Origin of the sequence: Mycobacterium sp. HUMS_12744610 (assembly GCF_041206865.1) — a bacterium.
Lineage (GTDB): Bacteria > Actinomycetota > Actinomycetes > Mycobacteriales > Mycobacteriaceae > Mycobacterium > Mycobacterium servetii.
In genome coordinates, this window is the sequence record NZ_JBGEDP010000001.1 from 2,456,124 (window position 1) to 2,481,451 (window position 25,328).

Here is a 25,328-nt window from a genome sequence, read left to right on the forward strand (position 1 = left end):
GCCGGTGCGCCCGTGTGGTCGGCCCGGTGAGGTAGAACTGCACCACCGCATTATCGCCAGCGAAAGGGGCCGCGTGGGCAAACTCGTCCGGGACAAGATTCCCGACATCATTCGAGCCTCCGGACGCACGCCCCGGGTCACGACGTTGGCCGCCGGTACGTACCGGGCCGCCCTGCACGAGAAGCTGCGCGAAGAGGTCGACGAACTGATCGCGGCGACGACAACCGAGTCCCTCATCGAAGAGGCCGCCGACGTGCTGGAAGTCCTTCAGGCCATCGCCGTCGAGCACGGCGTCACGCTCGCGGACATTGTCGACGCCGGACACCACAAGCGCACTGAGGCCGGCGGGTTCGGGAAACGGCTGTACCTGGACGGCGTCGACCCCTACCCCGCCGGTTAGTTTGTCCCACATCAGTTGTAGGCCGTGCTCCCTTCGACGGCATGTGCCGTGCTGATGAGCTTGGCGATGCAGTGGTCCCGGTCCAGTGCTTGGGCCCTGCACCAGGCCAGCGGACCGGCCGGATCGGGAAATGCCATGCCGAGCACGGTGACCCAGAAGTCGGGCGCCGAAAAGGTCGACCAGTCACCCGACCACAGCAGCCGTACGTCGGGATAGCGCTGCCTGAGGTCCAGATGCTCCTGCAGCGTCATGGTGTTGTCCCACACCACACCCTGGTCGACGACGCCGGGACGTTTGGAGCTCAGTTGCGGCACCCAATGGTCGGCGAGGTTGGCGGCCACGAATGGGCGGTCCTCGTCGGCGATTTCGCGCAGCTGCTGCTCGGCGTCCGGCGCGGCGGAGGTGGTGACCGTTTGCGGATAGAACGGCTGCGTGGTCGAGGAGGGCTCAGACTTGGGGATGGACACGCTCGGCGGGGTGTAGGCCAGTGTCGGCGACGGTGTCTGCGGTTCCGAATTGCGGGTGGCGAGCATTCCGACCGTCAGCACCACAACGCCGACGAGCAAGAGCGCGGCCGTGGCGATCAAGGCTGGCAACAAGTACTTCCCACGGTCTCGTGTCGTCGGGGGCGGTGGGGGAGAAGGGTAATGGGCGTTGAAGGGGGGATAGCTGCTCGGCGCCGAAACGGGTTGGGGCGCAAGCACCGTGGGTGCACCGGCCGCTGCCGCCTCCGGTGATAGGGCCCGCTTGGCGGCGCGGCCCAGCGCTCCGGCACTGCCGTAACGGTCGTCGGGGTGCTTGGCCATGCCGCGGGCGACGACGTCGTCGAACGACGCCGGCACCGAGGCATTGACCGCGCTGGGCCGCGGCGGTGGGGACGACAGGTGGGCCGCGATGATTTGGTCGCTGTGGCCGGCGAACGGCTTGCCGCCCGTCAACGCCTCATAGAGCACGCACGCCAGCGCATAGACATCGACGGCCGGTGTCGCCTCGGAGTCCCCAAATCTTTCCGGCGCCATATAGTCGAAGCTGCCCACTTGATAGCCCGCCATCGTCAGGCGGGTGTCGCCCCTGGTCTCGGCGATGCCGAAGTCCACCAGGTAGGCGAAGTCGTCGGGGGTGACGATGATGTTCTGTGGTTTCACGTCGCGATGGATCAGTCCTTCGGCGTGTGCGGCATCCAGCGCGGCGGCGATCTGGCCGACGATGTCGGTGGCTCGCTGCGGGTCCAGGGCGCCTCTCTTGAGCATGTCGTGCAGGGTCTGGCCTCGGACCAGCCGCATGTCGATGTAGAGGACGTTGTCGATTTCACCCCAGTCGTGGATCGGGATGACATGCGGCTCTTGAAGGATGGCCGCGGCGCGCGATTCGCGCAGGAAGCGGGCGCGAAAATTTTCGTCGTCGGCGTACTGCTCGTTGAGCAGCTTCAACGCGACCGTTCTGCCCTTGTCGGTGTCGTAGGCCTCATACACCTTGCCCATGCCGCCAGTACCGAGCAGTCGGACCACCTTGTACTTGCCGAACATTTCGCCGACGAGCGACTTCACCGCATCCCCTGCTTCCTTTCGCCACGGTCAGTATCCGACGAGACGGCGGGCAGCGCAGGCGTTTGCCGAGGAAGTCCTATCGGAGAAGGCGGTACTCGCCGGCTACTCCTTCCCGCAACAGCCGACGTCGGCGAGCCGGTCCAACTGCTCCAGAAATTGGTGGGCTCCGCGGTAGGCGGCGGCCGTGGACGGCTTTTGGCAGGGCATCTTGTGCAGCACCGACGCCGCCGTCCCGAGCCGCACCAGAACATCGCCGACGTCGGCTTCCGGGATGTCCACCACGGCGCCGCGGTAGTTGCTCAAGATGCACTGGATCGCCTTCGGCAACCGCTTGGCATCCGGGGTGATGCCGTCGGCCAACAGGTAGGGCAGCTTCCAGGTGTGCGTGTCGTTGGCGGCGCCGACATAGGCGAAGCACTGCATGGGGACCTTGTATTTCGGGTGCACGTCACCGGCGGCGCCGAGATCCACACCAGAACCCACGTCGCCGTCGCGCATCGACAGCGCCCCAAGCCCAACCGGCCGATCCGGGCGCAAACGGTAGATGCCGTGAACCGACAGCCACCACAGGTCCTCGGGGGCTTCGTCGGCTTCAAGCTGCAGCCACACCCGAGGGCGCAGCCCGCCGCCGACGATGTCGGCCGCGTACAGCATGATCGAGTCGCTGACCGCCACGGCCTTGACGCGCTGGTCGTCGGCGTAGCGACGGGCCTGGGTCAATGCGGCGTCGATCGCCACCTGACGCCCGGTCAGCCAGCCGTGCCGTTTGACCTCCAGGACGAGGTACTTCAGCCCCAGCCGCGTCAACACGATGTCGGCCCGTTCCACCTGCGGCCGGACGTTTTCGATCGGCCAGTCCAGGACGGTGGTAAAAAGGTTCTCCAGGATGTTCTCGGCGACCTTTTCCACGGGCTGCCCGCCTCCGCCTTGTTGCAGACGTCTCCGGCGCTCGGCGGCAAACGCCGGCCACGCCGTCTGTATACGTTCGGCGCACTTGCGGTAGGCGGCCAGCTTGCTCATGGAATCACCACCCGCTGCGGCGTTTACAGTTTCCTCCACGTCTGACTCCGGCATGCGTCGAGGGTATGCAGACCGCGGCCGCCAGTAAGGTGTTTTGGCAGAGTAATTGAAGCGCAACAGCCTGCGCCGACACTGGGCGCTACGGTGGACCTCATGACCCAACGAAACCGCCGCTTCCTGCTCCGCCAGCGCCCCACGGGACGCATCGACGCGGACACCTTCGAGCTCGACGAAGCCCCGGTGCCCCAGATCGGCGACGGCGAGGCGCTGGTGCGCGTCGACTGGATTTCGCTGGACCCGACCAACCGGGGGTGGATCAACGCCACCCCGACCTACCTGCCGCCGGTCGGCATCGGGGAGGTCATGCGCGGGCTGGGCCTCGGCGAGGTGATCGCCTCCAACAGCCCGGACTATCGGGTCGGCCAGACGGTGCAGGGCCTGGTCGGCTGGCAGCAGTACGCCGTCGCCTCGCCGGCGGCGCCGTTGATGCCGGTTGAGGTCGCGAGGGCGTCTCGCCGAGCGCGTACCTCGGTGCGCTCGGCATGACGGGACTGACGGCGTGGGTCGGGATCCACGACATCGGCAAGCCGAAGCCGGGGGAGACGGTCGTGGTCTCGGCCGCGGCCGGCGCGGTCGGCTCGGTCGCCGGCCAGCTCGCCAAGGCCGCCGGTGCGCGCGTCGTCGGCATCGCCGGCGGCCCCGACAAGTGCAAGCTGGTTACCGAGCGGCTCGGCTTCGACGCGGCCGTCGACCACAAAGCCGACGACTGGTACGCCCAGCTCGCCAAAGCCACGCCCAACGGCATCGACGTCGACTTCGAAAACGTCGGCGGCGACATCATGGACGCCATCTTCGCGCGCATCAACATCGGTGCGCGGGTGGCGCTCTGCGGGCTGATCTCCGGCTACAACTCCGCCGACCCGCCGCCCGGGCCGCGCGCGTTCGGTAACCTGCTCATCCAGCGCGCGACGCTGCAGGGCTTCGTCGTCCTCGACCATTTCGGGCAAGCCCAAGAGGCGATCACCGAGATCACCGGCCTGATCACCCAGGGCAAGCTCACCCCGCTCGAGACCGTCATCGAGGGTTTCGAGCAGTTGCCGACGGCGATCAACATGCTCTTCGACGGCAAGAACGTCGGCAAGCTCGTCGTCAAGGTTTAGCGCTCGAACCCAATTCGCGTGCCACCGCATCGAACGCCCGCAGCGTGTCCAACTGCAGCTGCGGGTCCCCGGAGTTGGGCTGGGTGGACAGCTTGGCAGCCACCACCTCCGCGGCGCGGTTGACGTAGATCATCTGCCCGCACATGCCCAGGCATAACGCAATGTTGTTGCCCAGATAGGGAATCCACACCTGGTTGCGGTACATCCCGCCGGGCATGTCGGTGCCCTGCGGGCAGGCGGCGAACGCCGCACGCGAATCCGGCCCCCCGGCAAGGGTGTCGGCGATCCACGCCTCCGGCACCACGTGCTCGCCTGTGAGCGAGACTCCGTCGCGCAGAAACAGCGACCCGAACCGGATCATGTCGGTCAGGCAGGCGCTGATGCCGCCGTCGAAAACCCCGGTACCGGCCGCGTCGACGCCGATGGTGGCATCGCCTGACGCGCCGATGCGGCTCCACAGCAGCTCCGACATCAGCTCGGGCATCTCCCGACCGGCGGCGGCTTCGCAGATCCAGCCCAGCACATCGGTTTCACACGAACGGTATTCGAACGCCCCGCCGTGCGGCCGCTTGCGCCGCAGCGTCAGCAGGTAGTCCCGCAACGTCAACGGCAGATCCGTCCTGGTCGGGCGCTGCCACCCGATCACCTGCTCGCGCACGTGGATCTCGGCGTCCGGGTCGTCGTAATCCTCCGAGAACAAGACCCCCGACCGCATGTCCAGCAGGTGGCGCACCGTCGCCCCGGCGTAGCCGCACTGCGCCAGGGCCCCAACGTAATCCGTGACCAAGGCGTCGACATCGAGCACCCCGGCCCCGCACAACGCGCCCACCACGGCCGCCACCAGTGACTTGCTCACCGAGAACAACAGGTGCCGGGTCCCCACACCCATGCCGTCGAGGTATTCCTCGGCCACCAGCACCCCGCGGTGCGCGACGGCCCACCCGTCGGTATGAGTGTCGGCCATCACCTCACCGACGGTGCCGGCCACCCCGTCGATTCGGGTCACCGCAATCTCGGCGACCGGCGCATAGGCCGGGGGCAACGAAGCCACCGGCCCGGTCCCGCGCTGGATCACCGCGGTCGCCATGAAGTCGTCGACGTGCTGGAAAGCCCAGTGCGCGTGGGGCGGTGACAGCCAGTTGTCCAGCGACAGGCCGGCCGGAACGCCGCTCACGCCCGCGCGACGAGCCGCGAGACGATCGGCGCGGCCGGCACCAACGGTGTCGAGACGAATTTCGCCCTCATGCCCTTGACCCAGCGTTGGCAGCGTTCGGTGAGCTGATAGTCGGCGGTTTGCAGGTGTCCGCGGGTGACGAGCACGCCGAGTTGGGCGCCCTCGGAGCGCAGGTCGCCGGGCGCCGCGACGCGCATGTAGAAGGCCTCGGACCCGTCGAGCAGCGTGGCCCAGTCGTTGGCGGTGCGCGCGAAGGAGACACGGCCGTCGTCGTCGATGCGCCACACCCCGGTGCGGGGTGTCGCGGTGAACAGCTCGATGTCCGGCGACGTCTCGTTGATGATCACCTGTCCCCAGACCTCGTCCTCGCCGTAGCCGCGCTCCCAGCGGGCGTTGATCTCCTCGATGTCGAGTTCGTACTCCACGTCCATGTACTCGAGCAGATGGAACAGGAACAGCGGGATGTCGGCGTAGGCCTCGGTGGTCAGGTTGGTCATCGGGCTGGCGCCGGACAGGCGCGGGTTCACCTCGCCGAGGTAGAGCACGTCGGCGTCCAGGTCGTGCAACAGGTCGACCTCGAAGTATCCGCGGTACCCCTCCCGGCGCATGATGTCGCCCAGCTTGCGAACCATCTCGCGTGCGTCGTGGGTCTGTGCGGGCGGCAGCACCTCGCGCCAGATGTCGTTGCCGCACCAGGCGCCCTTGTAGGGGGTGAGCTCCCGGTAGCCGACGAGGCTCGTCATCGCGGGGCCGATCACGGTGCCGTGGCGGGTCACCGCACCCTCGATGCACACCTCGACGTTGCGGATCCGCTTCATGACTTTGAGTTCCTGGGTGGCCATGTCGGCGGCGTGCTCGTCCCAGTCCTGCTGGCCGCGCACGAAAAACGTTCCGCTGCCGGCGTTGCCGTAAGGGATGGAGACGACGAGGTCGTCGCCGAGCCCGGCGTCGTGGGCGAGCGACAGCAGCTCCTCGTAGGATCCGGCCCGTCCGATGACGTGCGGCACGCTGGGTACGCCCGCCTCGTCGGCCAGGCGCGTCATGACGGTCTTGGAGCCCAGGCGATTGCGCAGCTCCGCGGACGGGTGCATCACCTCGAGGCCCGCCTGCCGGGCGAGCCCCTGGGTCTCCTCGTCCAGCATCACGAAGCAGGCCTTCCCCCCGGGCCCTCGGCCCGCGATGAACTCGAGTGTCTCGGGATCGGCCAGCAGGTGGTTGCACACGTCGCCCATGGAATCGAAATCGCGGCGGTCACGCCGCCGCGGCACGAACACGCGCGAATGCACGCCCTCGAACGAGTCGAAGTAGGTCAGGTAGAAGAAGTTCCGCACCCAGCGGTCGATGCCGAGCAGGTTGAACGGGGTCGGCGAGATGAAGTACAGGGGCACGGTGTTGGTGTGGAAGAACGCGCGCACGTCCGAGAGGCAGGTCAGCGGGCGGGCTGCGTCGGCGGGCATGCTCACGACGGCTGCGCTGTCGTCGGGGCAGTCGCGGCGGCATGCTCACGTGGTTGCATCCAACAAGTCTGCCCACGGGCGTGGGGAGTATCAAGTGCACCGGCGGGACGCCGCTGCCCGCGTCGGCGCCGCCGGCGCCAGGAGTAGCGTGCGACACACGCAGGGCCACGAATGACAAGGAGACCGATGAGTCACACCGACGTGCTCGACGCCACCATCGCTGCGGCTTCGCCGATCGAACAGGCGGTCGCGGTGTTCATGCTGCACCCCGAGACGTTCGCCGAAAGCATCGCCGCCGGCTACCAGAACCCGCTCACCGGATACGTCGCCGGCCGCGGCGGAGTGCTGGGCGAGGCCACCGGCGACACGGTCGCTTCGATCTTCGTCGCGTTCGAGCCCAGCTTCCTGCGCGGCCTGTGGGAGGAGGGCGTCGCAGTGCGCGGCGCGGCCGGCGCGGCCGAGGTGTACTGGGACCAGGCCGCCCGCTTCGCCCGCAAGCACCTGGCCGGCGCCGAGGGTGTGGACCGCATCGCGGCGCTGGGGGAGAAGATCATCGCGGCGGCACCGGACGCGGGCCTGCCGCTGTATGCCGGCTGGCGCACGATGCCGCTGGCCGACGACGCGCCCGCGCGGGCGCTGCAGGTCATGCACGTCCTGCGCGAGCTGCGGGGCAGCGTGCATTTCAACGCCCTCACCATTTCCGGCATCACGCCCGTGGAAGCGCACATGCTCAACAAGGGGCATCAGTACGCGGCGGTTCGGCTGGCCCGAGCCGTTCGCCGACGGCGCGGACAAGAAGGACCGCTACGCCGAGGTCGAGCAGGCGACCAACCGCCGGATGGCCGAGATCTTCGCGGCCGCACTCACCCCCGACGAGGCCGACGAACTCGCCCGCCTCAGCGCGAGCGCCCTGGCGTCGCTGAAGGCCTCTGCCACGCCCTGAAACGACCGACGGGGCGTGTGCCTCGCCGATATGCAGATCCGCGATGCGCGGTCAGCGTGCACGGTATGCGTCCGCGTGGCTGCACACCCCGACGACGGTAACGTGCCGACGCTCGTCATCGATTCTGTAGATCAGGCGGTAGGTGCCGCGGCGTGCGCTGAAGCGATCATGCAACGGCGGCCGGAGCCGCTTGCCCACGCGGTGAGGATTGTCGAGCAGTGGACCGATGATGAATTCATAAGCGGCGAACGACACCGATTCGGGAAGCTGTTCGGCCAGTTGTTTTCTCGCGGTCGGAGCGATTATCAGCTCGTAGCGCGAACCGGTCACTTCCTGGCTCGGGGCCCTTGCATTGCCGCGGTGAGGTCATCCTGGCCCTCCCCTTCTCCCCGGGCCAGCTCGGCATCGGCCTCACCGAGGGCTCGAAGCGCCTTCGCGTCGGACAGCGCCGCAATGGTTTCCTCGAGCGACTCGAGATCGTCGACGGCAAGAAGGACCGCCGCGGGCCGTCCATGCACCGTCACTGTGATCCGTTCGTGCCGATCGCCGACGGTGGCGGCCAACTCCGACAGGTGTGCCTTCACGTCGGCGACGTGAACGCATTTCGGGGATAGTCATAAATATGACCAATTGCTTCTGCTGTGTCCAGCGGCTGTGGGCTGAAAAGTCAGGCTCGAAGGTGGGCAAGTCGCAACATAGTTCCCGGCGGTGACCGCTGTGACCGGTGAGGCGCCCACGCGCTAGCCCGACAGTCGGCCGCCCACCCGCGCAGGCGAGGCAACGATGAGCGAAATTGCCGAGACCCCGATCGAGCTCACGGGTCTGCACCCCGTCGGGCGCGGCGTGCAGCGCCCCGAACACGTCGTGGTCGCCCGCGACGGCCACTTCCTGATCGCCAACTGGGGCGCGGGCGCGCTGCAGGACCTCGACCCGTTGACAGGTGCGATCGCGACGTCGCTCAGCGGACAATTCGAGGGACGGCCACTGGCGTGGCTGAACTTCATCCTGGTGGATTCTGTTGGCGCGCTGTGGTGTTCGGTGAGCACGATGGCCGAGGATCTCACCGACACCATCGCGCGCGGCACGCCTGACGGGTACCTGTTCCGGGTGGCACCGGATCGCCGAGCGGCACACGTAATCGCCGACGCGGTTGCCTTCCCCAACTGCATGGCGTTGGACCGCGACGAGGCCTACCTGTACGTGGTCCGCATGCTGACCGCCGACGTGGTGCGCTTCCCGATCCGCGGCGAACGCTCGGGCCCCAAGAGCGATTCGGCCCGCCGCTGGGGGACCGGCGCCCCGACGAGTTCGGCCCCGACACCGGCGGCCTCCTGGCCAGCGATTTCGACGCGTCGGCAGCGCTGGCCGCGCTGCGCGCCGCGATGAAGACGTACCTCGATACGCCGGCGCTGGTCAAGCTCGTTGTCGCCGAACGCGAGTCAGCAGCGCTCAAAGTCTACTTGCGCGCCGTCTCCGCCGACACGCTCTTCACCGCGGCTCTTGCCCGAACCGAGCTTGTCCGCGCCGTGGCCGGCGCGGGCGCCAGGGCGGTGACGCAGGCCCGCCGCATCCTGGATGGCCTCGACACCGTCAACATCACGCCGGGCCTGCTCGACGCCGCCGCCGACCTGCGCCCGAGCAGTCTGCGCAGCCTCGACGCCGTTCACCTCGCCGCCGCTCGGCGTGCCGGGACCGAACTGCGCGTCCTGCTCACCTACGACAACCGCATGGAGGCAGCGGCGGCCGACTTGGGGATGGCCGTCGAAGCGCCCGCGTAGCGACGCGCCGAAAACCCCTGGGGGCAGCAACACCACAGCCGCTTCAGGCGACCGTCACGCCTATCCGGATCGGTTCCCGGGATTCGGTGCCATCCGCGTCAGAACCCTGGCCCCGCAACGGCTCCGCCAGATGCGCGCGCAACCAGACGACCCCGCGGCCCACGACGGCTCAGCGTTTGGTTCTCGGTAACGCGGCCGCGCGCGCCGCCACCTCGTAGAGGACGGCGAAGTCGGACTTGCCGTGGCCGTGCCCGATCGCGGTCTGGATGAGCTGGTGCGTGGTCGCCGCCACCGGCATCGGCACCTCGAGTTGCCGGGCCGCCGCAAAGCCCAGGTCGAAATCCTTGCACAGGTTTTCGGTGGTGGACGTGGGCGCGTAGTTGCGGGCGCGGATCGCCTGGCCCATGTGCCGGATGAACGTCGAGCCCAGCACGGAGTCGTCGATGAAGTCCAGGAAGGCCGACGGCGCCACGCCGCCCTTCTCGGCCAGGGTCGTCACCTCGGCCAGTGCCTCGCTCACCATGCCCAGCAGCAGGTTGTGGCACAGCTTGGTCAGTCGCGCGGCTTCGCCTGTGCCGCAATAGTTCACATTGGGTGCGATGGCGCGCAGGTACGGCTGGACGGTTTCGAAGGTCGTCGCCGCGCCGGACACGATGATCGAGCCGCGCCCCTGGGCGACCATGTCGGCGTTGCCGCTCACCGGTGCCGACAGGAACGCGATGCCGCGCTTGGCGGCCTCGGCGCGGACCTCGGCGGCCGCCTCGGCGGACACGGTCGAACAGTCCACGACGATGCGCGGTGCGGGCTGTGCGCGGAACAGGCCACCGGGGCCTGCGGTCACCGAAAGCAGGTCCGAAGAGGACGTGACCGTGGTGAACACGATGTCGCAACGGCCAAGATCGCCGACGACGGCGGCGCGGGTGGCCCCCATCCCGATCAGCGGGCCGGCCTTGGGGGCCGTGCGGTTCCACACGGTCAGCATGGTCCCGTGGGCCAGCAGGCGGGTGGCCATCGCGCTGCCCAGCCGGCCCGTTCCGAGCCAGCCGATGTGATGATCCCCGGTCATGACGCTCCTTGAGTGACAACGGTTCCCCGCTGCGGGGGTACCTCGACGCCGAGCTCGTCGATTACGCCCACGCCGGCGAAGAAATGCGGCACCTCGGCGCGCTCCCCATCCCGATTCGCCTGATGGCGTGCGCAGGTTCCTTCGGCGATTTCGGCGAAGGTCAGCAATCGGACGTCGGCCATCGTCCCCCCCGGCGTAAGTGCGGCGTCTACATTACTGAACACTTGGGTGGTTTTGCTGTCAAATCCGATCGCTGCTGGTGTCCAGCGCCACAGTTGCCTGCGCTCGGCGCACAGTTGGAGACGAACTCGCGCAGCACCATTCGGCTGTCCACGGGCGTTCGCCGGGAGCGCCTCACGCCGGTGCGCGACCGGGTCGATTTCCTGGCATTCGACGCGGCAACGCCACCTCACCACCGCAACCCGTCAGCGTCTCGTCCGTCGTCGTCCACGACCCTCACGGGGCGGACTGAGCGCTGACGTTGCGGACGCCCCTGACATTGCGAAGACCCGAGCAGTTCACGCAGCCGACGCAGTCGACGCAGCGCACGCACCCCACGCAGGCCACGCAGCGGGTGCAGGCGATGCACGCCATACACGCCACGCATCCACGCGCGAGAACGCTCAACACCATCAACACGCTGCCGATCACCCCGACGCTGCCCGCGGTGGCGACCGACCCCGCCACGGCGAGGCTGTCCGACACGGCGATCGCGCCCGCGCCCGAGCCGTCGTCGAGCGTGACCGTCGAACCGCCCAGCACTGCCACGGACCCATCATGCCAACGCGGGCAGTCGATCGTCACCCGTGCGCGCGTTCGACGTCATCGGCCCGCCGACCGAGGCCCGCCGCGGCGCGAAAAACCCGTAACGTGGCACGACGTGACCGCCCGCAAGCCCCCGTCGACCCGGCTGTCGGTCGAGGACTGGCTCAAGGCCGGCGACACGCTGCTCGCCGAGCAGGGGGGTCGTGCGCTGAAAGTCGAGCGCCTGTGCCAACAGGCCGGTGTCACTCGCGGCAGCTTCTACTGGGACTTCGCGGACATCGACAGCTACCGGGCCGCCCAGCGTGAACACCTGCTCGACCTGATGCTGGCCGAGCCGACCTGAGGGTCCGGTCACACGCAGTAAGGCGCCGGTCGCCGAGGACGGCGACCGGCGCGGCCGATCGGGTTTTCAGTTGCAGCGGTGACTTCAGTCGCCGAAGCCGCCGCCGGTGGTGGCGCCGGCCACCGAGACCGGTGTCTGGGGGTCGGGGGTGCCGTTGATGCGGCTGGCGGCGAAGGCGGCGCCCTTGTCGATCATGCTGACGTCGTCGATGTAGGTGTTGTGGGCGGCGAAGTTGAGCCCGTCGGAGCACACCGGGTCGTCCTGGACGCAGACCTTGATGGTCTTGGCCTGATACAGCGGGCCGATGGCCAGCGGCGGCTCGCCGAGGAAGTTCATGGCGCGCTCGTTGGGGGTGCCGAACAGCACGACCGAGGAGACGTGGTCGGCGATCTCGGGGCTCAGGGGTTTGGGCACGCTGGTGGGGTCGATGCCGTCGGGTACGGCGGGGGAGGTGACGAAGCCCATGATGGCCGCGCCCTGGGAGTAGCCGCTGAGCACCATCTTGGTGTTGGGGCATTGTTGGGCCATGGAGAGGACGTGTGCCCCAGCGTCTTTGACGCCCTCGACGCCGGTGTCCCATTGGTCGCTGGCGGGGTAGTTGACCGAGTAGACGTCGAAGGACTTGCCGGCCACGCGGGGGCGCAGGTTGTCGATGAAGGCCTGCACGGTCGGGCCGGGGCCGGGGTCTTCCCCGGTGCCGCGGGCGGCGACCACCTGGACGTCGGGGCAGCCGGCGGCGGCGGCGAACGGGACGGCGGCGGAGGTGAGGGCGGAGGCGCTGAGTCCGGAGGCGGCGACGACGGCCGGACCGAGAAAACGAGCGATGTGGCGTGTGATCATGCGGCAATACTCCCCGTGCGAGCGGATCTCAAACCTACGAATTACCCGACTCGATTATTTTCCGCACAGGATCGGTGAGTCTGCAACCGGCATGCGCAAATTGGACTTCCGCCGATATCGCGTTCGACGCGCGTCAGTTAGATGCGGCGGCCCGGGGCGCCGGGTCGCTCACCGGAAACGCCTGCCGGGCAACGGCTCTGTTGCCGTGCGAGGTTGAGGCTTTGTCAGCCGCCCAGGTTGCGCACCGCCGAGTCCAGTTCGGCTTCCATCGCCCCCGAACGGGGAGCCGCCTGCGGCGCCGCCGACGCCGGGCGGGTTCGCCGGTAGCGGTCCGGCCCCGTCGCGTCGACCGACGTGACGTCGCCGAGCACCAGCGACAGTTGCGCGGGGTCACGCCAGAACCCCGCGACCGCCTCGACGGGGCACGCGATGGTGACCGCCTGCGCGGTGCCCCGGTGCGGCAGCATCTGGCACGACCTTGCCCGCCAGGTCGGCCACTTGGCTCTTTGTCGTGTCGAGCTAGCTCACCCCGCGCTCCTTTATCGTCGCGGCGTTGGGGCACCCGCCCACGTCGTGCCCAAACCGCCCGGTTCGCCGTGTCGGTGGGTCGGCATACGTTCCCGCCATGAGTGCATCCAGGTCCGGCTCGGGCGGCGGGTTCGGCGGCTTCGTGGCCGTTCTGCTGCTGATCGCGGTCATCATCAAGCTCATCTGGTGGATCCTCGGGGCGATCCTCCTCGTGGCACTGCTCTTTCTCGTGCGCGCCGTCGTGCGCTGGTACGGCAAGCGCGCGGCCGCCCGTGCTCGGGGTCGCCGGGAGTTGGCCGCCCGCGCCGATCAGCAGCACAACTGGGTGCTGCGCGGCGACGATCGCGGCATCTACGGCCCCGAGGGTGCCGCGCTCATGCACGACCTGTTCCCGGTGACGCGGCAGCTGCGGAGGCCGCCGTGACCAACCGGGTTGTTACCATCGCCCGGTGGGTGATGGCGCTGTTACCGGCCGGCCGCTTTCGCGGCGCGACCTGCTCAGATGCGCGGGAATGGCGCCGGTCGCGGTCGGTGTGGCCGCGTTGGCCGTCGCCTCGCGCGCGGCCGCCGCCGGTCCCGGGTTCGTCGTGCTCGACGCGGGCCACAACGCCGTCAGCGACGCGTCGTTGGCGCGGCAGGTGCCCAACGGACGAGGCGGTGCCAAACCATGCAACACCTCGGGCACCGCGACCGCCGACGGCTACCCCGAGCACGCGTTCAACTGGGCCGTCGTCACGCTGGTCAGTCAGTCGCTCAACCAGCAGGGGATCCGCACCCAGCTTTCCCGCGGGGGCGACGACGGCGTCGGGCCCTGCATCGACCAGCGGGCGGCCCTGGCCAACGCGGCGCACCCCGACGCGATCGTGAGCATCCACGCCGACGGCGGGCCTGCGTCCGGTTCGGGGTTCCACGTCAACTACTCCAGCCCGCCGTTGAACGAGGTGCAGGCCGGCCCCGCCGTGCGGTTGGCTCACACGATGCGTGACGCATTGGCGCAGGCCGGTTTTCACCCGGCCACCTACATCGGCTCCGACGGCCTCTACGGCCGCGACGACCTGGCCGGTCTCAACTTCGCCGACTACCCGGCGGTGCTGATCGAACTGGGCAACATGAAAAACGCGGACGATGCCGCGCGGATGCAAAGCCCCGACGGCCGGGCCCGCTACGCCGCCGCCGTCACGGCGGGGATCGTCGCCTTCCTGAACTCCTGAGCCGCGACCGGCGCCGGCGCCGAATCACCCTGCGGCATCGAGGAATTGATTCACCGCGTCGACGAACTCGGCGGGGCGGTCGCGCACGAGCCAATGGCCACAGGGCTCGAGGACGCGCAGCCGCCCGGTGGGGACCGCGTGCGCCGCCGCAACCGAATCCGCGACCGGTACCAGCTTGTCGTCGCGGCCCGCCAGTATCAGCGTCTCGGCTTTGATCTGCGGCAGCTTCGCTGCCAGCGACAGATTGGCGGGCCCGGCTAACGCCCATCGCTGGGTGGCCGTGAACGCCTCGCCGGCGCGCGGGCGCTTGCCGCTGACGACGAGCGCGTCGATCAGGTCGTCGGTCAGCGCGGACGGGTTGGTCATGCCGAGTCCGGCGCGCAACTGCAGGCGGATCAACCCGGAGCCCAGGCTTACGGACAGACGGTTGATTCGCCTCTGCAGCGCGGGGTGACGCATGACCCACTCGACCGTGCGCATGAACCTGAACTTCTCGGTGATGCCGCCCGGGTTGATCGCGACGATCCGGCGCACCACCTCGGGATGGTCGATGGCGACGGCCAGGGTGATCCAACCGCCGAGCGACAACCCCCCGAGATCGACCCGGTCGAAGCCGAGGGCACGGATCAGTTCGACGACCCAGTCGCCGTACCAGGGGATGGAAAAGTCTGAATCCGAAGGGAATTCGCTGTCTCCGTAGCCGGGCAGGTCCGGGGCGATCACCCGCCGGCACCGGCCCAGGGAACCTAGCGCCGAACCGTAGGACACCAGCGCCGAGTCCAGGCCGCCGCCGTGCAGCAGGATCAGCGGGGTGCCGCCAGTGCCCGGGTCGACCTCGAAGACCCGCGTGCGCACGCCCCGGACAGCGATGTCATGCGCGTTGATCCCGGCGGGAACCCGCACCGAGCGTGCACCGGCCAACAGATTCTCCTGACTCGACGACTGGGCAGACCAAGCTCACACCGGCTCGACGGTGCACACCAGAGCTAGTGCATCACACCATCGACCTTGCGGTGCCCGCAACGAGCCGGCCGGCGTCTGCCCTGTCAGGCTTTCTCGTCGGGTTCGGTGGGCAGATCGCCCACCGGGCACTCCGCGACGCCGACGGTGTCGCGGGTCATCGACTCCACGTTCTCCTGGGCCTTCTTCGGGTCGTTCACCCAGAGTTTGTAGAAGTCGAACGGGCAGTCGGCGACACCCTTGTCGCCGTCGCCGGCCGCGAGCACCCCGGTGTAGCCGCGATGCAGCAGCTTGAACAGGTGGTTCTGCGACTGCCCGGTTCGGCGCGCATCGCGGATCGCCGAGACGGACAGCTGCGCATACTGGATGCCGTACTCCTCGGTCCCGGTTTCGCCCAGGGTGCGGCCGTCGAACCCGATGATCGCCGAATGCCCGAAATAGCTGTAGACGCCGTCGAATCCGGCCGCGTTCGCCACGGCGACGTAGACGTTGTTGGCCCAGGCCATCGCCTTGGACATCAGCACCGTCTGCTCGGCGGCGGGATACATGTAGCCCTGCGAGCGGACGATGAGCTCGGCGCCCTTCATCGCGCAGTCCCGCCAGATCTCGGGGTAATTGCCGTCGTCGCAGACGATCAACGACACCATGATCCCCTTCGGGCCCTCGACGGCATAGGTGTCGGAGCCGGGATACCACGGCTCGATCGGAGTCCACGGAATGATCTTGCGGTACTTCTGCACGATCTCGCCGCGGTCGTTCATCAGGATGAGCGTGTTGTAGGGCGGTTTGTGGGGATGTTCCTCGTGCTGCTCGCCGGTCAGCGAGAACACGCCCCACGTCTTGGCGGCCCGGCACGCCTCGGCGAAGATCTGCGTGACCGGGCCGGGGACGGTGGTGGCGGTCGCATACATCTCCGTTTCGTCGTACATGATGCCCTGCGTCGAGTACTCCGGGAAGGCGATCAGATCCATGCCCGGCAGCCCCCGCTTGATGCCCACTACCATGTCGGCGATGCGTTGCGCATTGGCGAGAACCTCGTCGACGGTGTGCAGTCGCGGCATCTTGTAATTGACGACCGCGACACCGACGGTGTCCGGACTCGACGAGATGTCCCCGTGCCTCATGCTGGATCGGCCCTTCCCCGCGTGTGTACCCCCAGCGCGGCGCCGGCCGCCGACGGCGACTCCTGATGGCGTGGGGCGGAGCCGATATTTTACCACCAATAGCAATAGTTGCATAAGGTGGTGATTCGCCCGGGAACTGGCTTGGAGGAACGGAATTCCCCAGCTCTGTCGCCGGCACGAGGCGGGTTCGACGTGAACCCGCCCGGGCGAACCGGCATAGAGCCGCGAATTCTGGGAACACTGGGTAACGAGTTGTGGCGTGGCCGGGACACTCCCATGCCGGCGGGCGAGGCGAGTGGTTGTCGGCCAATCGACTCCGCCAGCGATGCATCAATACGGGAGGCCGGCCGCGTGAGTGAAGAAACCGTCGAACAGACACGGGAAGAAACCTGGCAACGCGTCACCGAATTGCCGCTGGCCGCCGTCGCCACCGCCTTCATCGCCCTGTACTCGGTGCACGTCCTGGGCCATCTCGGGCACGAAGCCACGCACCTGCTGTGGGTGTCGAGCTGGGTGTTCTGGTGTCTGTTCGTCGGCGACTACCTGGTCCGCCTCCGCCTGGCGTCCGACAAGCGGGACTGGTTCGTCCATCATCTGTTCGACTTGCTGGTGGTCGCGCTTCCGCTCATGGGACCGCTGCTGCTCCTGCGGCTGGTCGTGCTGGCCGGGGCGCTGCAGAAAGCCGTCGGTATGGCGGTGCGCGGCCGCATCCTCATCTACACCGTCACCGGGGTGTGCCTGCTGATTTATGTGTCGGCGCTGGCCGTCCTCGACTTCGAACGCGACCACGTCGGCGCCCGGATCACGTCGTTCGGGAAGGCGCTGTGGTGGGCCGTCACCACCGTGACCACCGTCGGCTACGGCGACTTATATCCCGTCACCGTCCCCGGCCGGCTCGTTGCCGTGATGCTGATGATCGGCGGCATCACCCTGGTGGGGGTGGTCACGGCGTCGCTGGCCTCGTGGATCGTCGAACGCGTGTCGGAGACCGACACCGCGAACCGGGCGACCTCGTCGGCCGAGATCGCCGAACTCCGTCATGAAGTTCGCCGGCTGGCCGAACAGCTACGGCGGGTCGCCGCGCACGTCGAACCGGAATCGCGGCGCTCGTTGGCGGCTACTGGAGCAGCTGGCCGATGGTCGTCACGACGATGAGCAGCAGCGAGGCCGCCCCGATGACGTACACCGGCCGCCGCGCGGTGATCGTGGCACCGACGGGCTGTTGCAGGATGCGCTGGCGGCGAACCGAGATGTAGTAGGTGAGCAACGCCACCGCACCGGCCAACACGGCCGGGATCACCCCGGCCGGCCCGACCGAGCCATGCAGGTTCCTGATCATCAGCAGCGCGCCGTTGACCAGGAACGCGAACGAGGTGCGTGACCAGGACAGCGCCGTCCTCTCCGCCTGAAGCCCGCGGTCGGACGGGGCCGGGGCGTCGCTCAAGCCAGTACCGCCTTGGCGACGACCAGCCCGAGCGCGATGAGCCCGACCAGGCTGAGACCCACCGCGAGGTAGAGCGGCGAGGGATGGCGGGGCGGGGGGTCGCCGCGGCGCATGGCCCGGTCCGCCTGGTGCCAGCGCAGCAGCCCCATCCCGCTGGTGAGGATGGCTAGCACCGCCAGGCCCACGCCCAGTCCGCGGCGTGCGCCGGGGACGGTCAGCTCGGGAACCAGCTGTACCAGTGCGACGGCGGCGGCGAGCAACCCCAGTGCGGTCCGCTGCCAGGCCAGGAATGTCCGTTCGTTGGCGAAGGTGAACCGGTAGTCGGGTTCCTGCTCTCGGGCGCCGTCGGCGTCATCGGCCACGAGGCGCATTGTAGATTGGCGCCCGTGGTGCGGGCGTTGCTGTTCGACGTGCAGGGAACGGCGACGGACTTCTTCTCGACGGTTTGCGAGGAGGCGCGGCGCATCGGCGCCGATGCGCCCGTCGACTGGCCCGACGTGGTGCGCCGTTGGCGGGCCGGCTACTTCGTGGCCACCGGCGCCGCGGCCGATCGGCGCGGCGGATGGGTGTCGGTGCGTTCGGTGTACCGCGAAGCGCTCGACACCGTGCTGGACCCCGGCGTCCTCTCGGTTGCCCAGCGCGACGAGCTCACGCTGGCCTGGGAGCGCCTGCGGCCCTGGCCGGACGTGGTGCCCGGGCTGACGCGCCTGAAGGAGGCATTCACGTTGGCGACGTTGTCCAACGCCGACGTCCGCGGTGGTCAACATCTCCAAACGGGCCGGGCTGCCGTGGGACGCGGTCTTCGCCGCGGAGATGGCCGGGGTGTTCAAGCCCGATCCGGCGATCTACCGCATGGCGGCGACCTATCTGAGGCTGGAACCGGCCGAGATCATGATGGTGGCGAGCCACAAGTACGACCTGCGCGCCGCCGGCGGTCTCGGTTTTCGCACCGCGTTCGTCGCGCGCCCGCTGGAATTCGGCTCCGGCAGCGTGGCCGACGTGGCCTACTCGGGGGAGTTCGACGTCAACGCGTCGGACTTTCTCGACCTCGCCGGGCAACTCGGCTGCTGACGTGTCAGCGGTGCGCCGATCCGGTCAGCGCCGAATCCGGTTTCCCCGACGACATCGACAACAGGCCGCGTACGCAGCGCGCCGCCAGCAGCCAGTTCGCCGGCCTCTTCATGTCCAGCCCGCCCAGCAGCTGTCGGACCATGGTCAGCGTGTCGAAGTAGATACGTTCGCAGACAAGCGTTTCGGACTCGTCGAAGACGAAATAGGCGGTCATGCGCACCCGGAACCGGCCGCCGGTGGGCGGCACCTTGCCCAGGTAGCCGCGATGGGTGCCCATCAACCAGAACTCGACGATCACCGCGTCGGCGCTGTGTCGCAACGCGATGATCTCGTGGTCCTGATCGGGGAACGCGGTGCGGGTCTCGGCGTAGTAGCCGCGCACCGCCTCGTCGCCGTCGTGGACGACCAGCTGCGGGATCAGCTCGTAGCGCGGATGCGGGAATGTCGCCAGCACGTCGTCCCAGGCGTGACGGACCTCGTCGCGGAAGTGGTCGAGCACGAGTCTCTGGCGCGCGGCCAGCACGTCGGGAGCGGGGCATGCGGGAATGCTCACGCGGCGAGCGTAAGGTGCCGGCGAGCAGACGCAAACTAGGGTGAGGGCTCGAGCGGGGCGCCGACGATCGCGCGGCTGGGTTGGCCGTGCACGTCGACGGGCGCCGCACCCATCAACGAGACCCGGTGCAGCAGCCGGTATTGGTCGTCGTAGTCGGCTACCGCGCGGTGCTGGGTCGCCCGGTTGTCCCAGATGGCGACGTCGCCGGGCCGCCAGTCCCAGCGAATGGTGTTCTCGGGCAAGGTGATTCGCCGCTGCATCAACTCCAGCAGCACGGTCGACTCGTGCGTGTCGAGCCCGACGATGCCACGCGCGAAGCTCCCGGCCACCAGGGTGCGCTCGCCGGTGTCGGGGTGCACCCGCACCAACGGGTGCTCGGTGTGGTATTCCGGCTTGTCGGTCCGGTTGGTGTGCACCACCCACAGATCGTCCGCGAGCCGCCGCAGCGGTTCGGGCAGCGCCTCGTACGCGGCCGCGGTGGACGCCCACAGCGTCGACCCCCCGTAGTCGGGCATGGTCACCGCGCGCAGCATCTCCACCCCCGGGTAGTTCGTGGCGAACGTGATGTCGCTGTGCCAGCGGTTGTCGTAGCCGTACCGGGAGTCGACCTGATGCACGAGCGGCGCGTTCCGCAGCGGGTAATACCCCGTTGACGGGTGGCCGACCAGCATGAAGGACAGGGGATCGCCCAGCAGCCGCGCGAACGCGACCTGACCGGCGTCGTCGAGGTGGTCCTGGCCGCGGAAGAAGATCACCTTGTGCTCCAGCAGGGCGCCGTAGATCTGCTCGGCCGTCTCGGCCGTCTCGGCCCCGAGGTCACCGCCGAGGCGCACGCCCTCGATGCACAGGCCGAGGTGGCTGCTCAGCTTGGTCACGGTCAGCGGTGTCGTCGCGGGCATGATCTTTCGAGACTAGCCGGGGCGGGTCGTCACCTCGGGGGAGTCCAGGCCACGGGCAGGCTCTTGATGCCATGGATGAACTGCGACAGCAGCCGCGCGGGTTCGTCCACCGCCACGATATCGGGTACCTCGCGGCGCAGCTCGTCGAAGACCACCCTGATCTCGCGGCGGGCCAGGTTGGCCCCGAGGCAGAAGTGCGCACCCCCGCCGCCGAACCCGAGATGCGGATTGGGCGTGCGCGCCACATCGAAAACCCACGGGTTGGCGAACGTGGACTCGTCGCGGTTGGCCGAGGTGTACCACAGCGCGGCCTTGTCGCCTTCTTTCAGCTTGGTGCCGCCGAGCTTGAAGTCACGGGTCAGGGTGCGCCGCATGTAGACCACCGGCGAGGCCCAGCGCACGATCTCCTCGACGGCGGTGGGCGTCAGGCGGTCGAAGTCGGCCCACCACTTGTCCCGCTCGGCGGGGTAGCGGGACAGGGCAAGCACGCCGTGGCTGATCGCGTTGCGGGTCGTCTCGTTGCCGGCCACCACCAGCAGGATGAAGAACGACGCGATCTCCGCCGAGGTCAGCCGTTCGCCGTCGACCTCGGCCTCCACCAGGCTGGTGGTCAGGTCGTCGTGGGGGTTGGCGCGCCGGTCCTCGGCCAGCGCGCTGGCGTAGGCGCCGATGTCCATCGAGACCTGCAGGAACTCGTCGAAGTCGGTGGACAGGTCGGGGTCGCCGAACCCGAGGATCACGTTGGTCCAGTGGAATATCCGCTGGTGGTCTTGTTCGGGGATGCCCATCATGTCGCAGATGACCTGCAACGGCAGTGGGCCGGCGAGTTCGGTGACCAGCTCGGCCTGCCCGTCCGGATGATCGGCGATCAGCCCGGCGACCAGCCGACGGGCCCGCTCGCGCACCGACGCCTCGATGCGCGCCACCACTTTCGGGGTGAAGGCCCGGCTGACGATCGAACGCAGCCGCTGATGCCGCGGGTCGTCGAGCACGATCATCGACCCGAAGTATTCGGAGATTTCGGGCAACTGGTCGCCGATCGTGATGCCGCCCGCCGAGCTGAAGATCTCCGGGTGGCGGCTGGCGAAGTGCACGTCGTCGTGTCGGGTCAGGGCCCAGTAGCCGGCGCCGCCCTCGAACCCCTCGTACTCGATCGCGGGCCAGAACGAGATCGGGGCCTCGCGGCGCAGCGTGGCGAAGCCGCCGTCGCGGAAGTCGTCGTCGCGGCCCCAGAACTCCAGCGACCCGAGATGGATTTCGGCCAAAGGGATCTCGGGCGGCGGCGCCCCGTTCGCCCGCGTCGCAATGCCGGTCTTGAGGCTCACCTACATCTCCTTCGCCGTTGAAGTGGTGGGAGAGAGCCTAATCCGTTGGCGCTCGGCGCGGCTAGTCCTCAAATAAGCGTGTCGGCGTCGGCGGGTTCCCAGGATTCTTCGGGATGTCGTTTCCGGTCGGCGGTGGGCGGCTTTGTTGGGCGGTGACGGTTGTCATCGGGTGTGTGAGCGGTCCTGGATTGGCTGGATTATCGCTGCTGCGTGGGTTTGTCGGGTGTGTGGACATGCGGGGACGATGCGCGGTGTTTCGGTTCGGGCGAAGAGGGCGAGTGTCGTGGGCGGGCGCGGCAGGGCCCGAAGGTCGGTTCAGGGTGCAGACGTCAGCCAAAGCGAGTGCGTTCAATGGTGGTGTAGGCGCTGAGGAATCGGTCCAGGCTGGGGTGGTAGCCGATGATCCGCACGGTGATGGCGCGGGCGTGGCGGATGATCATGGCGGGGATGAGGATCGCCTGGGTGGTGAAGCGGCGGAACTCCATGGTGATCCACTCGCGGCGGTCGGCTTTGCGGTGCAGCATCATGGCGAACCAGGACTTGATGTTCCAGGCCAGGGCGGCGATGACCATGTAGGCCCAGTTGGATACCAGGTCATAGAGCGGCACCCGTAACGCGTTGACACCGTTTTTGAGCTGCTCGATGACGTTTTCCTGGTCGCAGCGGTCGTTGGCGCAGGCCACGACCTGTGCGGGGGTCAAGTCGGTGCGGGTGGTGATGTAGAAGAAGTAGCGGATCTCCTCGATGAGGGCCGCCTCGCCGCGGGACTTGCTGATGTTCTTGCGCAGCGCGATCACCCGGTAGGGTCGGCGGCATTTGCCGGGCTGGTAGCTGAACTCGGCGACGTGCTCGCAGGTGAGTTCCAGGTTGACGTAGCCGCGTTCGGCGACGATGCGCCGCTTGTGGTTGGGCTCGCGCCGGCGCCGCTGCCCAGTCCGCGCCGGCTCGGGGTCGGGCCGGCGCAGCGGTGTCCAGTCAGCCTCGGTCAGGAGCCTGTCACGATTTCTGTGTAAGTCAGAGGTGATTTGACTACGAGTTGTATTCTAGCACAATGGGATTCGCCCAGGGAATAGTCTGGCGAGTGTGTTGAGCGCCACAGTCCAGTTGTGCGTTCCAGTACCCGAATAGCCTCCTCTCTCGCTGGAGATGTTGCGCAGCCCGAGGTACAGCAACTTCATCGCGGCGTCCTTGTCCGTGAAATGACCACGGTTCTTGGTGATCTTGCGCAACTGGAAGTTGATCGACTCGATCGCATTGGTGGTGTAGACGATCTTGCGCAACTCCACCGGATAGTCCAGGAACGGAACGAATTCCCCCCAGGCGTTGTGCCACACGTCAATTGCACCCGGATATTGGGCGCCGAATTGCTGGTCGAACTCCTTGAGTGCGAGTTCGGCTCCATCGACGGTCGGCGCACTGTAGATCGCCCGCATCGCGGTGGCGACCTTCTTGCGGTCCTTATAAGACACGAAGCGCATCGCATTCCTAATGACGTGCACGACGCAGGTCTGCACCACGGTATCGGGATAGATCGAGCGGATCGCATCAGGCAGACCGGTCAGCCCGTCGCAGCAGGCGATGAGGATGTCGCGCACCCCGCGGTTGCGCAGGTCGATGACGACCTTCTGCCAGAACTTCGCCCCCTCGGAGTCCTGGATCCAGCAGCCCAAGGCGTGTTTGCGGCCCTCCAGATCCACGCCAATGGCCAAATAGGCGACCTTGGTGGTGATGACCCCGTTGTCGCCGATCCGCAGCCGCAGCCCATCGATGTAGAGGATCGGGTAGACCTCATCGAGCGGGCGGGCCTGCCAGGCCTTGATCTCATCGACCACCACCTCGGTGATATTGGAGATCAACTCCCGCGACACCGACGCCCCATAGACCTCCTGCAGGTGGGCTTCGATATCGCGGGTGGTCATTCCCCGTGAATACAGCGACAACACCACCGAATTGATGTTGTTGAGCCGGCGGGTCTTCTTCGGCACAATCGCCGGCTCAAACGAGCCGTTGCGATCACGCGGCGCATCGATCTGCACCGGGCCGTTGACGGTGGTCACCGTTTTCGGCGTGGTGCCGTTGCGCGAATTTCCCGATCCGCGTCCGGCCGGATCGCCGGCCTCATAACCCAGATGGTGGGTTAGCTCCGCATTCAGCGCCCGCTCCAGCACGGCCTTAGTCAGCTGGTTCAGCAAACCGTCCGCGCCGTCGATCGGGGTCCCGGTCTTCACCGCATCCTTAATCAACGAGTCCAGCGTCTCTTCGGTGAACATCTCGGCCAGCCGCCGCGCCGCGGTCGTCTCCTCAGCCGGCATCTGCATGGTCTTGGTCACAAAACACTCCTTCTGTCCGCCCAACGGCGGTCCGATGATGGACCACCCCGGACTTACACAGATGGAATGACACGCCCTCGGTCAGCGCCTCGGCGCGCGAGCGCAGCGCGGTGTTGCAGTCCATGCCGAACACGAAATCGACCCGCTGGGCCCAGTCGTCGAAGTGCGCGGTCAACGAGAAGTCGGTGTCCCCGCGCACACATACTCGCTGGGCGTGCGGGGCGACCAGGTCGATCGCCTTGTCGATCCAGGCCGCCGCGCCGGCGTGGCTGGGCGCGTTGCCCGGCCGGTTGACCAGGTAGAGCACCTCCTTGGTGTTGGCCAGCGACACGATCAGCGGCGCATACCCCCAGATGCCCTTATAGGACATATCCATTCCGGCCTTGTGCTGCCCGTAGGTGGGGGCGATGGTGCCGTCGACGTCGAGGTAGGCGACCGGGCCGAGCAGCTCACGACCCCGGTGCGCCCACAGCTGCGGGCGCACCGCGTTGATCGCCTCCATCAACGTCGCCACGTCGGCCCGGCTGAACCGGCGACAGAAATCACCGGCCGTGGTCGGGTCCGGGATCAACTGCGCGCCCAAGGCGTTCATATAGGCGCTGTCGTGGCGCAGCCGCTCGATGTCTTCGAGCCGAGTGCCCCCGCACGCCACGTTGTAGGCCAGGTTGAGCACGTGGTCGGATTCGTGATAGGGCAGGTGCACCTTAAGCAACTGCAGGTCCTCGTCGATCCGCTCGACCAGCCCCAGCCGGGTCACCAGCCGGTGCAGCGCGGCGATGCCACCGAAAGCGGTGGCGTCGATGTTCGCACCGACCTCATAGCGCACCACACCCGTGTTCAGCATCGGCGCGGGCTGCGCGCCCCAACTCCCCGCCCGCGCGTGCCGCGCCGCCACCCTACGCCGCCGCGCGGCGATGTTCCGCCTACTCTGCTTATGGGTTATCCTCTTCACCACAAAGGCCTTTCCTGCCGGGCTGCGTTGAGACCGCAAAACCCAACCAGGATAAGGCCTTTGCCAAATTCTCACCCGCCGACACGCTTACTGAAGGGCTAGTGCGTGCAGACGGTCCTGCCGCCCGCCGACTGCGCGTCGCTCACCACGTTGCCGTCGAGCAGAATCCGGCAGCGCATCGGTCCGGGTCCCTGCGCGCTCAGCACGAACACCTCGCCGCCGAACCCCTGGAACTGTGTCGACCAGGGCAGCGCGGCGTCGACCGCATGCTGCTGGCCGGTGTCGGTCTGGTACGAGATGTAGTGGGCCACCCCGGGTCCGCTTACCTCGTAGCGGACCTGCGGGAAGCCGGCGGCGTGCGCCACGCCCGGGACTGCCGCACCCATACCGACGGCGAACAGGATCGCGAAACCGCTGAGACGACTGGTCATGGTTTCC

25 protein-coding genes and 7 pseudogenes are annotated in these 25,328 nt (G+C 67.9%); 11 read left to right on the plus strand and 21 right to left on the minus strand.

From position 1 onward, the window contains the following. Positions 1–73: 73 nt before the first annotated feature. Positions 74–400 carry a nucleoside triphosphate pyrophosphohydrolase gene (locus tag AB8998_RS12025; RefSeq protein ID WP_369738178.1) on the plus strand — a complete coding sequence of 109 codons (327 nt, stop codon included), beginning with the start codon at positions 74–76 and terminating at the stop codon, positions 398–400. Between the two features lie 11 nt (positions 401–411). Here AB8998_RS12025 and AB8998_RS12030 read toward each other — a convergent pair whose 3' ends face one another. Beyond that, entirely contained in the window at positions 412–1,947 is a 1,536-nt protein-coding gene (locus AB8998_RS12030; RefSeq protein ID WP_369738179.1) for a serine/threonine-protein kinase, read from the minus strand. A gap of 102 nt (positions 1,948–2,049) precedes the next feature. Then, a complete protein-coding gene (locus tag AB8998_RS12035; protein WP_369738180.1) occupies positions 2,050–3,021 on the minus strand; it encodes a hypothetical protein in 972 nt (323 codons plus the stop codon). A gap of 99 nt (positions 3,022–3,120) precedes the next feature. Between AB8998_RS12035 and AB8998_RS12040 the strand changes: the two are divergent. Continuing rightward, positions 3,121–4,127, plus strand: a pseudogene (locus tag AB8998_RS12040) (NADP-dependent oxidoreductase). Here the strand turns inward: AB8998_RS12040 and AB8998_RS12045 are convergent. Further along, positions 4,117–5,274, minus strand: coding sequence for a serine hydrolase domain-containing protein (locus AB8998_RS12045; protein ID WP_369741532.1), 1,158 nt, complete (start codon positions 5,272–5,274; stop codon positions 4,117–4,119). The pseudogene AB8998_RS12040 and the gene AB8998_RS12045 sit on opposite strands and share 11 nt — an antisense overlap. A gap of 23 nt (positions 5,275–5,297) precedes the next feature. Next, on the minus strand, positions 5,298–6,758 hold the full coding sequence (locus AB8998_RS12050; protein WP_369738181.1) for a biotin carboxylase: 1,461 nt from the start codon (positions 6,756–6,758) through the stop codon (positions 5,298–5,300). Between the two features lie 186 nt (positions 6,759–6,944). Here AB8998_RS12050 and AB8998_RS12055 point away from each other — a divergent pair. Next, positions 6,945–7,701, plus strand: a pseudogene (locus tag AB8998_RS12055) (SCO6745 family protein). 51 nt (positions 7,702–7,752) lie between these two features. Here the strand turns inward: AB8998_RS12055 and AB8998_RS12060 are convergent. Together AB8998_RS12060 and AB8998_RS12065 are read right to left on the minus strand one after the other, a co-directional pair. After that, on the minus strand, positions 7,753–8,031 hold the full coding sequence (locus AB8998_RS12060) for a type II toxin-antitoxin system RelE family toxin (RefSeq protein ID WP_369738182.1): 279 nt from the start codon (positions 8,029–8,031) through the stop codon (positions 7,753–7,755). Further along, complete coding sequence (locus AB8998_RS12065; RefSeq protein ID WP_369738183.1) at positions 8,028–8,285, minus strand: type II toxin-antitoxin system Phd/YefM family antitoxin; 258 nt, start codon at positions 8,283–8,285, stop codon at positions 8,028–8,030. Before AB8998_RS12065 ends, AB8998_RS12060 begins: the two co-directional genes overlap by 4 nt. Positions 8,286–8,484: 199 nt before the next feature. Here AB8998_RS12065 and AB8998_RS12070 point away from each other — a divergent pair, with 199 nt between their 5' ends. After that, positions 8,485–9,087 (plus strand): SMP-30/gluconolactonase/LRE family protein, encoded by a 603-nt coding sequence (locus AB8998_RS12070; protein WP_369738184.1) that lies wholly within the window; start codon positions 8,485–8,487, stop codon positions 9,085–9,087. Beyond that, complete coding sequence (locus AB8998_RS12075) at positions 9,084–9,479, plus strand: type II toxin-antitoxin system VapC family toxin (protein WP_369738185.1); 396 nt, start codon at positions 9,084–9,086, stop codon at positions 9,477–9,479. The genes AB8998_RS12070 and AB8998_RS12075 overlap by 4 nt, the downstream gene beginning before the upstream one ends. A gap of 169 nt (positions 9,480–9,648) precedes the next feature. Here AB8998_RS12075 and AB8998_RS12080 read toward each other — a convergent pair whose 3' ends face one another. After that, a complete protein-coding gene (locus AB8998_RS12080) occupies positions 9,649–10,545 on the minus strand; it encodes an NAD(P)-dependent oxidoreductase (RefSeq protein WP_369738186.1) in 897 nt (298 codons plus the stop codon). 8 nt (positions 10,546–10,553) lie between these two features. Here AB8998_RS12080 and AB8998_RS12085 point away from each other — a divergent pair, with 8 nt between their 5' ends. Beyond that, positions 10,554–11,024 (plus strand): hypothetical protein, encoded by a 471-nt coding sequence (locus AB8998_RS12085; protein ID WP_369738187.1) that lies wholly within the window; start codon positions 10,554–10,556, stop codon positions 11,022–11,024. Here the strand turns inward: AB8998_RS12085 and AB8998_RS12090 are convergent. Beyond that, a pseudogene (locus AB8998_RS12090) lies at positions 11,002–11,319 on the minus strand (hypothetical protein); the annotation flags it as partial. The gene AB8998_RS12085 and the pseudogene AB8998_RS12090 sit on opposite strands and share 23 nt — an antisense overlap. 106 nt (positions 11,320–11,425) lie before the next feature. Here AB8998_RS12090 and AB8998_RS12095 point away from each other — a divergent pair. Continuing rightward, positions 11,426–11,608 (plus strand): annotated as a pseudogene (locus AB8998_RS12095) (TetR/AcrR family transcriptional regulator); the annotation flags it as partial. A 129-nt stretch (positions 11,609–11,737) separates the two neighbouring features. Here the strand turns inward: AB8998_RS12095 and AB8998_RS12100 are convergent. Continuing rightward, positions 11,738–12,493: a cutinase family protein gene (locus tag AB8998_RS12100; RefSeq protein ID WP_369738188.1), complete on the minus strand. Its 756-nt coding sequence runs from the start codon at positions 12,491–12,493 to the stop codon at positions 11,738–11,740. A 224-nt stretch (positions 12,494–12,717) separates the two neighbouring features. After that, the gene (locus AB8998_RS12105) at positions 12,718–12,960 is read right to left on the minus strand and encodes a hypothetical protein (protein WP_369738189.1); all 243 of its coding nucleotides are present in this window, start codon (positions 12,958–12,960) and stop codon (positions 12,718–12,720) included. Positions 12,961–13,118: 158 nt separating this feature from the next. Here AB8998_RS12105 and AB8998_RS12110 point away from each other — a divergent pair, with 158 nt between their 5' ends. Together AB8998_RS12110 and AB8998_RS12115 are read left to right on the plus strand one after the other, a co-directional pair. After that, positions 13,119–13,445, plus strand: coding sequence for a hypothetical protein (locus AB8998_RS12110; protein WP_369738190.1), 327 nt, complete (start codon positions 13,119–13,121; stop codon positions 13,443–13,445). A gap of 88 nt (positions 13,446–13,533) precedes the next feature. Next, positions 13,534–14,232 (plus strand): Rv3717 family N-acetylmuramoyl-L-alanine amidase, encoded by a 699-nt coding sequence (locus AB8998_RS12115; protein ID WP_369741533.1) that lies wholly within the window; start codon positions 13,534–13,536, stop codon positions 14,230–14,232. A gap of 24 nt (positions 14,233–14,256) precedes the next feature. Here AB8998_RS12115 and AB8998_RS12120 read toward each other — a convergent pair whose 3' ends face one another. Next, positions 14,257–15,153, minus strand: a complete 897-nt coding sequence (locus tag AB8998_RS12120; RefSeq protein ID WP_369738191.1) for an alpha/beta fold hydrolase — start codon at positions 15,151–15,153, stop codon at positions 14,257–14,259. Between the two features lie 125 nt (positions 15,154–15,278). Next, on the minus strand, positions 15,279–16,316 hold the full coding sequence (locus AB8998_RS12125) for an aliphatic amidase (RefSeq protein WP_369738192.1): 1,038 nt from the start codon (positions 16,314–16,316) through the stop codon (positions 15,279–15,281). A gap of 351 nt (positions 16,317–16,667) precedes the next feature. On the opposite strand from AB8998_RS12125, the gene AB8998_RS12130 reads away from it, so the two are divergent. Then, positions 16,668–17,471 (plus strand): potassium channel family protein, encoded by an 804-nt coding sequence (locus AB8998_RS12130; protein WP_369738193.1) that lies wholly within the window; start codon positions 16,668–16,670, stop codon positions 17,469–17,471. Here AB8998_RS12130 and AB8998_RS12135 read toward each other — a convergent pair. Both AB8998_RS12135 and AB8998_RS12140 read right to left on the minus strand, forming a co-directional pair. After that, positions 17,434–17,760 carry a DUF202 domain-containing protein gene (locus tag AB8998_RS12135; protein ID WP_369738194.1) on the minus strand — a complete coding sequence of 109 codons (327 nt, stop codon included), beginning with the start codon at positions 17,758–17,760 and terminating at the stop codon, positions 17,434–17,436. The two genes, AB8998_RS12130 and AB8998_RS12135, sit on opposite strands and share 38 nt — an antisense overlap. Beyond that, entirely contained in the window at positions 17,757–18,122 is a 366-nt protein-coding gene (locus AB8998_RS12140; RefSeq protein ID WP_369738195.1) for a YidH family protein, read from the minus strand. The genes AB8998_RS12135 and AB8998_RS12140 overlap by 4 nt, the downstream gene beginning before the upstream one ends. On the opposite strand from AB8998_RS12140, the pseudogene AB8998_RS12145 reads away from it, so the two are divergent. After that, positions 18,114–18,831: pseudogene (locus tag AB8998_RS12145) on the plus strand (haloacid dehalogenase type II). The gene AB8998_RS12140 and the pseudogene AB8998_RS12145 sit on opposite strands and share 9 nt — an antisense overlap. Positions 18,832–18,835: 4 nt before the next feature. Here AB8998_RS12145 and AB8998_RS12150 read toward each other — a convergent pair. The 7 genes and pseudogenes from AB8998_RS12150 to AB8998_RS12180 form a co-directional block, all read right to left on the minus strand. Beyond that, a complete protein-coding gene (locus AB8998_RS12150) occupies positions 18,836–19,384 on the minus strand; it encodes an ester cyclase (RefSeq protein WP_369738196.1) in 549 nt (182 codons plus the stop codon). Between the two features lie 35 nt (positions 19,385–19,419). Beyond that, the gene (locus AB8998_RS12155) at positions 19,420–20,283 is read right to left on the minus strand and encodes a TauD/TfdA dioxygenase family protein (RefSeq protein WP_369738197.1); all 864 of its coding nucleotides are present in this window, start codon (positions 20,281–20,283) and stop codon (positions 19,420–19,422) included. A gap of 29 nt (positions 20,284–20,312) precedes the next feature. Beyond that, positions 20,313–21,608: a cytochrome P450 gene (locus AB8998_RS12160; protein WP_369738198.1), complete on the minus strand. Its 1,296-nt coding sequence runs from the start codon at positions 21,606–21,608 to the stop codon at positions 20,313–20,315. Positions 21,609–21,937: 329 nt separating this feature from the next. Beyond that, positions 21,938–22,600 (minus strand): annotated as a pseudogene (locus AB8998_RS12165) (transposase); the annotation flags it as partial. A 51-nt stretch (positions 22,601–22,651) separates the two neighbouring features. After that, complete coding sequence (locus AB8998_RS12170) at positions 22,652–23,887, minus strand: IS256 family transposase (RefSeq protein ID WP_369741377.1); 1,236 nt, start codon at positions 23,885–23,887, stop codon at positions 22,652–22,654. A gap of 127 nt (positions 23,888–24,014) precedes the next feature. Continuing rightward, a pseudogene (locus tag AB8998_RS12175) lies at positions 24,015–24,890 on the minus strand (IS1380 family transposase); the annotation flags it as partial. Positions 24,891–24,988: 98 nt separating this feature from the next. After that, positions 24,989–25,321, minus strand: a complete 333-nt coding sequence (locus tag AB8998_RS12180) for an MmpS family transport accessory protein (RefSeq protein WP_369738200.1) — start codon at positions 25,319–25,321, stop codon at positions 24,989–24,991. Positions 25,322–25,328 lie beyond the last annotated feature (7 nt).